Origin of the sequence: Hominisplanchenecus faecis, assembly GCF_020687205.1 — a bacterium.
In the GTDB taxonomy this organism is placed as follows: domain Bacteria; phylum Bacillota; class Clostridia; order Lachnospirales; family Lachnospiraceae; genus Hominisplanchenecus; species Hominisplanchenecus faecis.
The window spans coordinates 13,022-26,738 of the sequence record NZ_JAJEQE010000007.1; the positions used below are offsets into that span (position 1 = coordinate 13,022).

Sequence of the window (13,717 nt, forward strand, 5' to 3'; positions counted from 1 at the left end):
TTATCACGACTCTTACCTTTCTGCATCTTTTGTCTTGCCATTCTTTCATATTTTGAAAAAAGTGGAGAGTTTTCTGCGACTTTTCTGTTATTTTGTTTTCTGCAAGTGTATCACAAAATCTGTTATTTTAAAATTATAGCTTCCTTTTTCCTGTTTCTTGTATACCGCACTTGTCGAAAAATATCTCGACTTTGACACCGCCGGAAGCCTGACACTCCCTGTCGCCGGGACATACCCCAGCTTATCCATGATAAACTTGGCGATCCTTCCGACATTCTGACGATATAGTGCATTTGGATTATTTTTCGTTGCTGTCACCGGGAAACTAGAATTTTCATCAAATTTCTCTTCCAGCTCCCGTGCAATTAAGGTAAGCACCGGCAGTCCCATGTCCGATGCAAGTTTCATTCTGTAGATCATATCCGCCCGGAACATATAATCTGCGATCTGCTGGATTCCTTTCTTTTCTCCGTTTTTATCGAGCATGTGTGTTTTGAATAAAAATTCATCTTTCATTTCCATATGCAGCCTTCTTTCATTTGATTTTTTCATCCGATTCATTTTACTTTACATATACATCCAGTTGATTTAATCAATATATCATATATGCTTGATAACTTCAAGTGTATGCCTGTTCCCGTGAAACAAAAGATCCGCAAAAAATCAACTGCCTGGGGAGGCGTTGCAAATGTAACGGTCAGCGGCAACGCATAAACTTTGGCTCAAAAGGAGCCTGAAGCAAGTAGCTTCAGGCTCCCCTATATCATATTTCAAATTCAGTTCAAGTCGAACGCATGTGAGACTTGGCACGCGATTCTGGTCAGTTTTGCTGACATTTACCCAACAGAATCGCTGTGTATCCTCGCAAATCCCGATTTTTCAATACTTTAGATAGAATATCCCATATCGTAGGCTTTTTGGAAAACACTTTGATTCTTGACCAATCCAGCATCCAGCACGTTTACTGCATATATCTTTCCTGCAATTTTGTATTCTTCCAGATGCTCTACAAAACCATTCAGATCACCAAGGGATCTTTCAATAATGTCCTCACCCAGACCAGCCGATATAATATAGTAAGCGTAAAACACATTCTCATGTAAACAACAAACAATCACTTCCAAAGAGAAACAACATTTAAAATTCCCAATATACACCAGCTTTACGGCAGTATCTCAAGCCAGTATCCATCTGGATCTACAATGAAATAGATTCCCATTGCTTCATTTTCGAAACAAATGCATCCCATCTCTTCATGCTTCTTATGCGCTGCCTCGTAATCCTCTGCCTGGAATGCCAGGTGGAATTCGCATTCACCCAGATTATATGGCTGTGGATGATCTTTAAGCCAAGTAAGTTCCAACTCAAAATCACTTACATCATTGCTCAAATACACAATGATAAAATCATCGGTAGTCTTTCTTCTCACTTCGTGCAGATCAAGGGCCTCGTTGTAAAATTTAATAGATCGGTCCAGGTCTGATACATTGTAGTTTTCGTGAATCATCTTAAACTTCATAATTCTTCTCCTTTTGCACATTCTGTGTTTTTAATACGTGATTTATATTGCGGATATTCCGTAATAAACCGCTTAATTACATTGGCATCATTCCAGTAATGCATTGGAAAAATGACATTGCAATCTACATTTTTAAGGAAATACAGTATCCCGTCGGCATAGTGATTTCCCTGTCTCGGATCTAAGGGGACAAATGCAGCATCAAAATGCATACCCTTGATTTTCCTGATCTCCGCACGATATGCTGAAGTAAGTCTCTGGTTATCAGCTTTTGGCTCACCATCCCAATACCAGTCATTTAAGTCACCGGCATGATAAATGATGCCTTCCTTTGTTTTGACAATAAATGCTACACCACTATCGTTAGATAGCAATGTATCGACTTGAGTGCCATTATCCAGATTATAAGTCTGATCATGATAAACATATGTGATCTTCATATCTGGCAAATGTTCTCTTTTGCGTATATCTTTCGCCAAAATTGCCTGATATGTCATGCTCATATCATCAAGGATCTCAAAAATCACAGGATTAAAATGATCCTTATGAAAATGACTGCAAAAAACAATTACTTCTTTTTTCTTGTCAAGAAGTGGTAATTCACCCTTATAATAGTCAAAAATATAGTAGCAGTCTTTAGTTTCAATTAAAAATCCACTGTGGTTAATGTAAGTAATTTTCATCATATCACGTTTATAAAATAACTCCTTTTTCCCTATAAGCTTACAGACGAATACCTGGCGTTCATCCACGACCCAGAAGATGTCTAATATTCTTTTGCAACTTCCTCTGTTATCTCATATATCTCTTTGAATCTTTCTAGGTCCTCCGGCAATCTGATCAGCATGATTTCTTCGATTTTTCCGGTCCGTATGTCTTTGAACCCTGCTACTTTTTCTCCGGTACAAATACTTGCACAAATAACTGGTTTCATATATTCTCGGTCATATGTTTTTTTCATGATTTTCTTTTTGAATAATCCCATTCCATAATTGTTCCATCAATATGCCATCCATTGTAATCAATATTATAATGTGGCGTCAGGAATGAAAATTCTTTGCTCAGGCATCCGATATAACTGCCGTTTTTATAAATCCCTAGTTATCAAGTTAATCCACATTGAGAAAATGGTACATCAGTACGGCTACTTCCTGTGGTGTTTTGTTGATTGGCTCTGTAATCCACTGTCTTAGGATATAATAAATACCACCTGCATAATAAAAAGTACCAAGTCTCATCGTATTATCATCAACATCAGTAAAATATCCTTTATTTATCAGATTCGGATACTGCTCATTAAATCTCTCATTTAAAAACAATACAAAATCATCATCTGTCCTGTACCGAAAAAGAATTTTTAATATATCAGAATGCTCGTAAAAGTAGCAGCATGCAAGTTCCAGCCATTTCCTCGTGTCACCCTTAGATGCAGCTTTTTCCGCAAAAGCCTCTTTGTCAATGCAATTCTCTGATCATCCTTCATTACTACATCCCTCTTAATCCTTTTTTGATTTTTCATGCGACAAAACAAATGTAACTGTTCTATATCTTCCAAAACGGTCGAAACTGGTGTTTGTATGTGCGACATTTGTATATTACAATACTAACTGTAGTATATATTGTCAAGTATTTACCACACATGAATTGTCGAATGGAGGACACTCTCGATGGAACTATTATTAAAAATATTCATATGTTTTCTTGCTGGAGCCGGAGCAGGCATCGGAACCGGATTTGCTGGTATGAGTGCAGCTGCAGTTATTGGGCCTATGCTGGCTTCTTTCTTAGGTGTCTCAGCATAATGGTGCATGTTTTACAGTAAAAAGAAATTATTTTTTGAAAATTTTGTATTTTTCCTGCTTCACAAGAAGTTCCTCTGAGAGTGAGTCTCTTGAAGTAACCCAGTAACGTAAAATCTGGATAATACCACCTGAATAGTAAGCAGCTGCAACCTGTGGCACAATATCTTTCCGGAGTTTTATCGTATCTATTCTGTGTAGTTCCTCCAAAAAGAAAATTTGGATTTCCTCTGCAAGAATATCATGTCCGCCAACAGGCAGAAGCACAAGGCACTTATTTCAGATATTCCTCAAAGAACGCTTTCAGCTTTTCAAACGGGATCACGTCCATCCTATCATAAAGGTCGGTGTGGTTTGCACCGGGGATAATGAGCAATTCCTTGTTATCGCCGGTCAGCTTGTTGTACGCCGTCTCACTGAAATAACGGGAGTGTGCTTTCTCTCCGTGTACCAGCAGCACGGCAGAGCGAATCTCGCTGCTGTACTGCAAGATCGACATATTCAGGAACGACAGCGAGGAGGTCACATTCCAGCCGTTATTGGAGTTCAAGCTACGGAGGTGATAGCCTCGGGGCGTCTTATAGTAGGCGTAATAGTCCTTTACAAACTGCGGTGCGTCCTCCGGCAGCGGATCAACCACGCCGCCCGCCAGTGCATAGCTGCCGTTTTTATAGTCCTCGGTGCGCTGTGCATTCATTGCTTTTCGCTTCTCAAAGCGTGCCTGTTCAGAATCCTCGCTGTCAAAGTAGCCGTTGGCAGTCACACGAGTCATGTCGTACATGGTCATAGCGGCGGTAGCTTTGATGCGGGTGTCAATGGCTGCGGCATTGATCGCCATACCGCCCCAGCCGCAGATACCGATGATACCGATATGCTCGGAGTCCACATTCTCCTGCACGGAGAGGAAGTCCACCGCTGCGCAGAAATCCTCGGTGTTGATGTCCGGCGAAGCGACATAGCGGGGTGTACCGCCGCTCTCACCGGTGTAGGACGGGTCGAAGGCAATCGTCAAGAAGCCAAGCTCCGCCATTTTCTGTGCATACAGACCGGAGGACTGCTCCTTTACCGCACCGAACGGACCGCTGACAGTAATGGCGGGCAGCTTGCCCTCTACACTCTTTGGCATATACATATCCGCCGCCAATGTGATGCCATAACGGTTGTGAAAGGTTACTTTCTTGTGATCCACCTTGCCACTTTTCGGGAACACCTTATCCCATTCCTGTGTTAAATTTAGTTTTTCCATATTCAGACCTCCTTGCCTGTTGCCTTAAAATATACTGTGTTGTCCACGGCTTCCAACCATTCATTGGAGGTTTCGTCCCCCGGAACCTCTACCGCCAGATGAGAGAACCAGCTGTCCGGTGCAGCACCGTGCCAGTGCTTGACCCCGGTCGGAATGTTTACCACATCGCCGGTGTGCAGCTCCTGTGCCGGTTTGCCCCATTCCTGATAGTAACCTCGACCGGCCACACAAACGAGGATCTGTCCGCCGCCGTTTTTGGCGTGATGAATGTGCCAGTTGTTGCGGCATAAAACTGGACTACCCCTCCGCAATCCCTTATAGTTACGGGCTTTAACGGCATACACGTCTGTGTTTTGTGCGACCCTTTCATGACGAGCAGTTTCTGCCAGGTTATTTCTCTGCTTCGTCCTCATTCCAAACCTCTTTTGCAAGATTAAAGACTGCCCAGCCTTTTGGCCAGCCTGCATAGAATGCTACGTGAGTGATGATTGCTGCGATCTCTTTCTGTGTTACCCCATGATCCTTTGCATTCTGTAAATGGAATTTCAAAGAGGAATCTGTGATTCCCTGTGCCATCAGTGCTACAACTGTGATGATACTTCTTGTTTTTAAATCAATATCTTCGTTATTCCAGTTCTCTCCGAAAAGAATGTCATCGTTAAAATGTGCAAAATCTGGTGCAAATGTTCCCAGAGCATTTCTTCCTGCTATCTGTGTGATCTTTGCCATGATATCAAACCTCCATCTTTCTTATTTATGGTAATTTGTTATACTCTTCTTCCGGTAAAAACTCCAGCCATTCGTTGGAAGCTCCCTCTGCTGGAACTTCAACAGCCAGATGCTGGAACCAGCTGTCTTTCGCTGCCCCGTGCCAGTGTTTTACTTCTGGTGAAATATTTACTACATCTCCAGCTTTCAATTCACGAGCTGGTTTTCCTTCTTCCTGGTACCATCCTCTTCCACCAGTAACCAGAAGGATCTGTCCACCTTTATGATGGATGTGGTATGCATTGATTGTTCCCGGAGCGAAAGTAACCAGACCAACTGGTACTCTCTCTGTTGTAAGCATATTCAAATAGCATTCACCTGTAAAATACTTTGCGAATGCTACGTTTTCTTCACCGATTGGAAATACGTTACCTCCACCTAAGTCTTTTTTCATCTGTTCGATATCCATAAAAAATTCCTCCTTGCTCTTTTTATTTTATGATACAACCTGAAGTAAGCTCTAGGTCAATAGATTTTGCAACTTTTTACATAAAGTTCATAATTTTTCTGTGACAGTTTGCATTTCAGGTACACTCTATTTCTTATCGGTATCATCATACTCCCATATTGCTTTCTATGTCCAATACCTATTATTATGGGTTGCTTAATGCCTTTTAAGCATAATCTGTTTCTATATCACAATGCAAAACAGATCTGCTGTATTCTGGCAGACCTACTTTGCATTATGATATAGCTTAAATCTGTTTGATAAGATTCAACTCTTTCTTGGATAATGCTTTTTTTAACTTCTGGTTTTCCTTTATTAGATTCTCATTTTCGCTTTTCAGTTTCTGTAGCTGTTGCCGGAGCAGATTCATTTCCGCTTCCATCGCCTGACTGATAATGTTTCTCCTTGGATCCACCATACCAGCCTGCTGTTCCATTGCTGCATCAATCTCACCTCTTACAATCGGATTCTTGTAAAAGAATCCTCTAGATAAACCAGTCTTTTGCATCAGTGCTGGTACGGACACCTTTTCTCTCTCCAACACCATTGTCCGTATTGTCAGGACTGCCCGTTCCACTTTTTCTTCGCTCTTTCTTTTATTCAATTCCAGCATCTTGTCGTATTTGCTCATATTCTTCTCCCCATCCGTCCAGACTTGCCAGTATAATCTGTGACATAGAATTTCTAACTTCTCTTGTTTCATCTGCCATCCGCTGATTGCTCATTTTTCGGTAATATTGGACACTTCGTACTCCCTTATGTCCCAGGAGCTTCGCTATCGTCCAGTCATCCACATGGAGTTCCGTTAATTTTACCCCATAGCAGTGCCGGAACATATGCGTTCCAAATCCGAATAAGTTTCCGCTGTCATCCCGGATATCTTTTTCATAAATCATTCGAAGCACTTTATCCTGCAAGGTTTGGTAACTGATTGGTCTCTCCGGTTTGTTCTCGTCCGCAAAGATATAAATGCTTTCAGGATAATGCTCATTTGCATAACTGACTGCCTTTCCAATCAGCTGTGCCAGCTCCCGGCTGATCGGTTTTTCATATCTTCTTGTTTTCGGCTGGTATATGATAATCATATCCTGACGGTCATGTTTATAAAGGCAGTCTTTCCGCAAGGTCAGCGTGTCGGAAATTCTGGTTCCAAGCATCTGGTGGATGATCATTGCCCTTGCTATCTGCTCTTCCATTTTTACAATCTGGGCATTCAGTCTTTTCAGCTCACTGTCCGAATAAGATTTGAATTCTGCTTTCCGTTCTGGCGGAAAATCAGATTTTAAAAACAGTTTTGTAAGATGTGGAAAATCATAAATTTTTCCGATTGTTTCCAGCACATTTCGAAGCTTTAGCAGGTCATCCCGGATGCCATTCCCTCCGTTTGATTCTACCTTGATGTTGATTAAAAATTGTTCTATGATCTCCCGGTCAATCTCTTCGCAGGTGCTGATCTTGGAATGCTTTTCATCCAAATACTTTGAAAATTTATTCATTGCGGACAGTTCACGTTTTATACTGCCAAGGGCTTCGGTTTTCAGATGATGGTAAATTGCTTTTTTTACTTCTTCCCGAATATCTGGTTGCCGGATTCCTCTGAAATTTAGTGTCTTATGGTTGACAATCGGATTTGTCCGCAGGATAAGCGGAAGCCTTTCCAGATGCCAGATATCCTTTGCCAGCTCATTGGTTTCTGATCGGTCCAGTGTAAATTCCAGAAGGCTTTCAAAATACCGGATCAGGGCAGCTTTTTCCACCGATTCAGTCTGAATGTTCGTCACTTTATGCTTCGTCAAAGCCCTACCGTTTTGTATCATCCACATTTTCAACTGCTTTATCCAGAAGTCTTTTTCTCTGTCAAGCAGGCTGTTTTCCTGATGGGATGACTTCTGAAAAAATTCACATAAGCTGTTAAAATAATGCCTTTCCCTTTTTATGGTCAGGATGGATACCTGCGTTCCACGGTAGTAAATGTATTCGACAAATTCTGTCTGAAGCTGGTTTTCCGGCAGTTTATCCAGATCAAAATATTGTTCCTTATTCAGCTTTTCCTTTTGCTCATCGGTAGCCAGCTTATAACATTCCAGTTGTTGGAATTTCAGTTTATTATCCATGCTTCTCTCCTTTCTGCATACAGGCAAGCAGGCTGTTTTCCTCTTCCTCAAAGTATGCGTCATTTTCTTTAGCAATTTTTCTTGGCATATAATCTATATACTGCATGGTCATTTCCTCAAACGTATGTCCCAGATAGTCCCGGATGCTTTGGATTGATACGCCATGCTCATAAAAATTGGTTGCTACGGTATGTCGGTAATCATGAGACTTAAAAATATATTCTCCATTCTGTATGCCTATCTGGGAGCAGTATTTTTTCATCTGCCCCATGAAGGTGCTTTTGGAAAATGCTCCACCTTTCCGATTCCGAAAAATGTATGCTTCTTTTTTGGTAGGGTGCTTTTTCAGATAAACCTGCATCAGACGATACAATGTTACCGGAATGGGAACCCTTTTATAATTTTTCATTTTCACCTGGTAGACCTTCATCCAGCAGTCACCATTCTGGATATAATACGCATCCCCTTTTAAGGTGCAGACCTCACTGATCCGGAGTCCCACACACCAGAGATGTAAAAACATCATTCTCAGGTGTTCAGGAAACTGTGAGAGGTTTTGGATAATTTCCATATACACATCCTCTTCCACACTTCTGTCATGGTGGACTGGGATCTGTTTTTCCAAGTAATACGATGCATAAAACGGAACCTTTTTTATATACCCCTTTACTTCCAGAAATTTCATAAAAAACTGTATTCCCGAAACATTGGTATTAAATGTCTTTGCTCCCATAGCACCATTCTGCAAATTCTTTAAATATACATCAATCAGGCTGGCATCACACTTGGTAACTTCCAGTTCGCTGATCTCCTGCAAAAAATTTCGAATGGTTCGGAATCTTTCGTACACCGTGCTGAGCGCCAGTTCTCCGATTCCAATTTCGTACTTCATATATTCCTGAAGCAGCAATCGATTCTTGGGCTGTAGAACTTCCTGAAATGATATTTTTTCTATACTGTCACTCTGGTTTATTCTTTCTTTGGCAATACGAAACCGCTCTAAATACCAGATGGTAGCATCCCATCTTGTTTCATCAGTTTCTATAAAAATCACTTTACGGGCAGTTTCCACAATGCTCTTCAGTCGTTTTCGCCGTTGCTCTTTCTCGACTTTCTGCTTCAGGTAGTCCTGAAATGCTGTTTCCTGTTCCAGCTCCAGAAGCTGGATATCTGTAATCTGCTCCCGGATGCAAAATTCGTAAAAAAGCTGTAGCCCGGTCAGTTTATATTCCCTCAGTCTGGAAATTTCATAATTCTTCAGAATATATTCCAGCACGGTAAAAATCTGACGTTTCAGTTTCTCACTGGCTGCCGCTTTAAAATTCCAGACCATGTTGCTCCGACACCGTACCGTTTCCACACTCTTTACGATTACAGGATCTGAGTGGTATGGAACAAAAAGTATTTCATTTTTATATTTCCATTCACATTCCCTCTGTCCAGCCGGAGTTTTCATCCGTTCCCGGATGTACGCCTGCCGTATCCGGTCGAACGTTCCGGTATATCGGTAAATGTAATTTCGCTTTATCAGCGGTGTTATGTATAATTCAAATTTCATTCGCAGTTCATAATCTATTTCCGAAAGATGTTCTACCATCTCATCTGCCAGAAACAGCAGAATCTGTTCTGTAATGGAACTTCCTGCTTCCTCTTTTGCAAACTCCCGGATTTCTTTTCGTAGCTGCTCAATCCGCCTGCTCCGTTCTTGTTCTGCCTCTATAAAAGACTGTAAAAACGCAGGCATAAAAACCACCTCCTATAGCAATTCCTCAATCCCATACAGGGAGGAGTGTTTCTCGTAGAATTCCTGGCTGGCATCCAGCAGTTCATCATCCACAATGTCCAGATAATTGATGGTTGTCTGGATGTGGCGGTGTCCATAGGCCAGCTGTATCAGTTCCAGCGACCATCCTGCTTTTCTCCGCTCATTTCCAAAGTAATGCCGGAGCATATGAGGCGTGATCTTAATCCCTGTTTTCTTATCCATTCTTTTTAGCATGGAGTATACTGCTTCCACGTTCATTGGTTTTCCGATATTATCCCCGGAAATATTCACAAACAGGCTTGTCTGGTGCTGAAGTAGTTTTCGGTACTCTGTGATATACAGATTTAAAAAGCCGAAGGTATCTTTGCTGATCTTCGCACTTCGGTATTCTGCATTCTTTGCTCTCGCTCCATTTTCATTGTCCTCACGGAAATATACCCGGATTATGTGGTTCTGATAATCAATGTCCTTACTGTAATCAATTCCTAAGATCTCACCGATTCGGTAGCCTGTCTCTGCCAGAAGCAGCATGAGAAGCCGATCTCTTATATTGGTACACGCTTTCAAGATTTCCACAATTTCATCTTTCTTTGCTGCTCTCGCCTTATGCTCTTCCTCTTTTAAATAGCCTTTGAAACTCTTTGATCGTATGCTTTTCTTTACGCCTACTGCATCCACGGCTACAAAATAATTATAGGACAGGACTTTCAGCTCCCCGAACTGCTGGTACTCTTCTTCTATAAAAAGATAGAACCTGAACACATCTCTTAAGTATGCGTTGCAGGTTCCATTGTTTGGAGATCTGTGATTTTTATCTCTGGTATGCTTCCCGGCTTTCAGCCAGTATAAAAATTCCACAAAGTGATTTGTCTGTTCAACATAAGGCATTTGATATACGTCTGTCAATTCCTTTTTCTTTTCATGGATGTATTCCAGATAGTACAGGATTGCAAGTGCGGAGCGCCGCACCGTATTCGGTGAACATTTACTCCGTATCTTGTGCATCAGATATTTGGTTGGAAGCAGGACGATATCCAGTGTTTCCACATCTCTGATAAAGAAATAAACGGTGGAACCCTCTCTTTCTTTTTCCAGTTCATATCGTCTCATTCCTGCTCACTTCCTTTCCTCTAACGCTATACACAGTATACCCAACTCATGCCGATAAAGCTATCACAAATACCACCAATTCGGTCAAAACCGCTCCTGAAATACCACTAAACTTTTTGTCTTATTTTCTGTCCAGATCTGGGCAGAACCAACAACACCACGGATGTTATCAGCTGTAGTAACGCTCCACTTTCCGGCTTCGGATAAAGTCCTCTACTTCATCGATTTTTTCTGCCATCTGGCACTTTGGCAGGGCGTCCAGAACATCTCCCCGGTACTTTCCTTTCTTTGCCGCTCGGTGGTCTAAAATGGACACTACACAGGTGTCCTGCTCCGTCCGGATCGCCCGTCCGAATCCCTGGCGCAGTTTCTTCTGCATATCTGGAACAACAACATTTTGAATGTAGGATTCCAGTGATCGGTATTGTTCCCTTTGTGCTTCATGGATGGGGTCCGGTACAGCAAACGGCAATTTTACAATGATCAGGGACGATACCATATCCCCCGGAAAATCCACACCTTCCCAACAGGAGCCGGCTGCAAACAGAACGGCATTTTCCATCTTCTTAAACCGTGCGATTTCTTCCTGTGAGTTTCTCCATACCTGCACCATCGGGAACGGGATCTGATCCCGCAGGAGCTGCTGCACATTTCCCATCAGGGTATAAGATGTAAACAGTACCAGTGTATGCCCGTAAGTGGAACACACCAGATCACGGATCTGGCCTGCAAGTTGCTCGGCCTCTTCCCGGCTTCCCTTGAGCGTCGCTTTTAAATTCTCAGGAATATAAAGCAGACAGTTCTCTCTGTAACAAAATGGGGATTCTGCTACACACTCCCGGACTCTGCTTTTCTTTTCCAGCCCGGTCATCTGTCTGGTCCTTACAAACCCATTTCCGGCTTTTAAAGTTCCACTGGTGAGAATCGAGGGAAATCCCCTGTCCCATAAGGAATCATGGAGAAACCTTGGAATCTCTCTGCTAACAGCCATAAACACAGGATCTCCCCTGCCGTCTGGCTGAAGAAATAAAACGTATCTGGTATCCTTCTTCAGAAACCAGCCGAACAGCTCTTCCATCTCTTCCAGCCGCCGGAAGATCCAGTAAGGGACATTTCCAGCAAGTCTTTTAAGCATAAGACTGAGATTCCCCCTTACCTGCTCCAGAGAAGATCGGCACTTTGCCGGAAAATAGAAATTTTCTTTTCCAGCTATGTCATCTCCCATCCCGGCCTGATCCTTACGGATTTCCATTGAAAGTGTATTAAACCAATCCTGTAGTCTCTTACCTTCCGAACTTTTATGCTCCCTGTTTAAGAAATACGAGATTTCCTGCACATCCTCTCTTCCAATACTTCTCCCATCCATCTGGCTGGCAGCTTCTGGGAGCTTATGTGCTTCATCTACTACCAATGCTCTGTAATCTGCCAGCAGAGGCCGGTATTCATTCATCCGGTGCATGGCGTCTGCCAGAAGATAATTGTGATTGCATATCTGTATAAAAACTTCCTCTTTTTTGGAAACATCCAAATATTTCTGATAACGGCATCCTGCTTTCCCCGGACACTCCCTGGGGCAGAATTTCGGTACGCACACCAGCCTGCGGTCAAAACCGCTCAGGTTATGTACGGAATCTAAATCAAAGTTATGCCGGAGGGACTTCAATGCCTCCATCTGTGCCTGATTTTTATTCTTATCCCGGACTGCCTCCAGTCTTTGGGCCAGCCTGTAATCGCACACAAAATGTTCCTTTCCCTTGCGGACAACTGCCTTTAATTCTCCCTGAAGCAGATCTGCTTTTAACAGTACATCCGATAAAAAAGGAACATATTCCTCTATGATGGCTTTCTGTAAGGCGATACTGGAAGTGGATACCACTACAGACCGCCTGTCACATCCCGAATAACCGGAATGCAGTACACTATATTTCCGCATCAGGATGCAGGCTGTCAGATAGGCATAGGTCTTTCCGATGCCGACTCCTGCATCACAGAGCGTGATTTCGTTTTTCATAAGGGCATCCAGCATTTCATGGCAGAGACGGATCTGTTCTTCCCTTACATGAAGCCCGGCTTCCGGGAGAAGCTCCCGAAAGATCTGTTCCACTTCGCCATGTGCCCTTTTCTGATATTCATTTTTATAACACATTACTTCTCCTTGCCAGAAAGCTTATCTTACCGTACCCTTACGGACGAGTCTGGTCGCTTCCGGTGTATTCTGTCCCTGTTCCTGCATTTTCTTTATGGCAGCATTCCCTCTTGCCATCATCCTTCGGATATCCGTCCGGGAAACATTCCATGTCCTTACTTTCTGAGGAGCTTTCCTTACCTGCTCGGACAAATGGCATTCACAGAGTTTCGGATATACCACCATTGCTTCCGGTAATTCCAGCGGATACTCGATCATGGGATGGTACACAATATCCCGGATCACCTGCTCATAACATTCCATCTGCATTCTTGCCGTACTGTCCTGATAGATATTTTTCCCTTTCATGGCACTGTAGACCTGCGATGAGATGTATCCCAACGCTTCAAAACTACAGTACCCATACGGAGTCACGCCGGAAAGGGAATCCGGATCTTTTAAGGCATTCAGATAAACTTCTTTTCCCTGGGCGATCAGCCACATCCGAAAATCGGAAAAACTGTCATCACTGCACCCTGCTTCCATCATAATACCTGCCGCTGTCCATAAGCCGTACTTATAAGCCGCATCCCGGTAACTGTAAACAAGATTGTGGAATTGGAGGACATCCTCCGGTGTCATATAGAAGAGCTGCTGCTTGATCCACACTGCCGAAGCATCCAGATCGGTGCCGCACACTTCCTTTGCTTTTTCAATCAGATTCCAGAATTGATCCTTGCTCATTCCACTTCTTTTTGTTTCTTCCATCTGTTCTCTCCCCTTGATGTGACGTTAATACCACAAGAATACGGCTGTAGTCTCC

Annotated in this window: 14 protein-coding genes and 3 pseudogenes; 1 reads left to right on the forward strand and 16 read right to left on the reverse strand. The window is 42.7% G+C overall.

Annotated features, from left to right (window positions below; all coding sequences use genetic code 11):
• Window positions 1-87 precede the first annotated feature (87 nt).
• The 6 genes from LKD42_RS03385 to LKD42_RS03410 form a co-directional block, all read right to left on the reverse strand.
• Entirely contained in the window at window positions 88-522 is a 435-nt protein-coding gene (locus LKD42_RS03385; RefSeq protein WP_248834830.1) for a hypothetical protein, read from the reverse strand.
• A gap of 365 nt (window positions 523-887) precedes the next feature.
• A complete protein-coding gene (locus LKD42_RS03390) occupies window positions 888-1,124 on the reverse strand; it encodes a hypothetical protein (protein ID WP_248834831.1) in 237 nt (78 codons plus the stop codon).
• 38 nt (window positions 1,125-1,162) lie between these two features.
• Entirely contained in the window at window positions 1,163-1,519 is a 357-nt protein-coding gene (locus LKD42_RS03395) for a VOC family protein (RefSeq protein WP_005426079.1), read from the reverse strand.
• Entirely contained in the window at window positions 1,516-2,202 is a 687-nt protein-coding gene (locus LKD42_RS03400; protein ID WP_248834843.1) for an MBL fold metallo-hydrolase, read from the reverse strand. Before LKD42_RS03400 ends, LKD42_RS03395 begins: the two co-directional genes overlap by 4 nt.
• 83 nt (window positions 2,203-2,285) lie before the next feature.
• On the reverse strand, window positions 2,286-2,504 hold the full coding sequence (locus LKD42_RS03405; protein WP_248834832.1) for an aspartate dehydrogenase: 219 nt from the start codon (window positions 2,502-2,504) through the stop codon (window positions 2,286-2,288).
• A 124-nt stretch (window positions 2,505-2,628) separates the two neighbouring features.
• A complete protein-coding gene (locus LKD42_RS03410; protein ID WP_331464782.1) occupies window positions 2,629-2,979 on the reverse strand; it encodes a TetR-like C-terminal domain-containing protein in 351 nt (116 codons plus the stop codon).
• 207 nt (window positions 2,980-3,186) lie between these two features.
• Between LKD42_RS03410 and LKD42_RS03415 the strand changes: the two are divergent.
• Window positions 3,187-3,315 (forward strand): annotated as a pseudogene (locus LKD42_RS03415) (sulfite exporter TauE/SafE family protein); the annotation flags it as partial.
• Between the two features lie 277 nt (window positions 3,316-3,592).
• On the opposite strand, the gene LKD42_RS03420 reads toward LKD42_RS03415, so the two are convergent.
• The 10 genes and pseudogenes from LKD42_RS03420 to LKD42_RS03465 all read right to left on the reverse strand — a co-directional run bounded on the left by LKD42_RS03420 (window position 3,593) and on the right by LKD42_RS03465 (window position 13,662).
• Window positions 3,593-4,564 (reverse strand): alpha/beta hydrolase, encoded by a 972-nt coding sequence (locus LKD42_RS03420; protein ID WP_331464775.1) that lies wholly within the window; start codon window positions 4,562-4,564, stop codon window positions 3,593-3,595.
• 2 nt (window positions 4,565-4,566) lie between these two features.
• Window positions 4,567-4,851, reverse strand: a pseudogene (locus LKD42_RS03425) (cupin domain-containing protein); the annotation flags it as partial.
• A gap of 126 nt (window positions 4,852-4,977) precedes the next feature.
• Window positions 4,978-5,293, reverse strand: a pseudogene (locus LKD42_RS03430) (carboxymuconolactone decarboxylase family protein); the annotation flags it as partial.
• Between the two features lie 25 nt (window positions 5,294-5,318).
• The gene (locus LKD42_RS03435; protein ID WP_008400007.1) at window positions 5,319-5,741 is read right to left on the reverse strand and encodes a cupin domain-containing protein; all 423 of its coding nucleotides are present in this window, start codon (window positions 5,739-5,741) and stop codon (window positions 5,319-5,321) included.
• Between the two features lie 286 nt (window positions 5,742-6,027).
• Window positions 6,028-6,411: a DUF6262 family protein gene (locus tag LKD42_RS03440; protein ID WP_015533403.1), complete on the reverse strand. Its 384-nt coding sequence runs from the start codon at window positions 6,409-6,411 to the stop codon at window positions 6,028-6,030.
• A complete protein-coding gene (locus LKD42_RS03445) occupies window positions 6,377-7,894 on the reverse strand; it encodes a tyrosine-type recombinase/integrase (RefSeq protein ID WP_117638859.1) in 1,518 nt (505 codons plus the stop codon). The genes LKD42_RS03440 and LKD42_RS03445 overlap by 35 nt, the downstream gene beginning before the upstream one ends.
• The gene (locus LKD42_RS03450) at window positions 7,887-9,638 is read right to left on the reverse strand and encodes a tyrosine-type recombinase/integrase (RefSeq protein WP_055153009.1); all 1,752 of its coding nucleotides are present in this window, start codon (window positions 9,636-9,638) and stop codon (window positions 7,887-7,889) included. The genes LKD42_RS03445 and LKD42_RS03450 overlap by 8 nt, the downstream gene beginning before the upstream one ends.
• A 12-nt stretch (window positions 9,639-9,650) precedes the next feature.
• Window positions 9,651-10,769 carry a tyrosine-type recombinase/integrase gene (locus LKD42_RS03455; protein ID WP_117638858.1) on the reverse strand — a complete coding sequence of 373 codons (1,119 nt, stop codon included), beginning with the start codon at window positions 10,767-10,769 and terminating at the stop codon, window positions 9,651-9,653.
• Between the two features lie 169 nt (window positions 10,770-10,938).
• The gene (locus tag LKD42_RS03460) at window positions 10,939-12,915 is read right to left on the reverse strand and encodes an ATP-dependent DNA helicase (protein WP_117638857.1); all 1,977 of its coding nucleotides are present in this window, start codon (window positions 12,913-12,915) and stop codon (window positions 10,939-10,941) included.
• A gap of 21 nt (window positions 12,916-12,936) precedes the next feature.
• The gene (locus tag LKD42_RS03465; RefSeq protein ID WP_055057434.1) at window positions 12,937-13,662 is read right to left on the reverse strand and encodes a DUF4240 domain-containing protein; all 726 of its coding nucleotides are present in this window, start codon (window positions 13,660-13,662) and stop codon (window positions 12,937-12,939) included.
• Window positions 13,663-13,717: the final 55 nt, after the last annotated feature.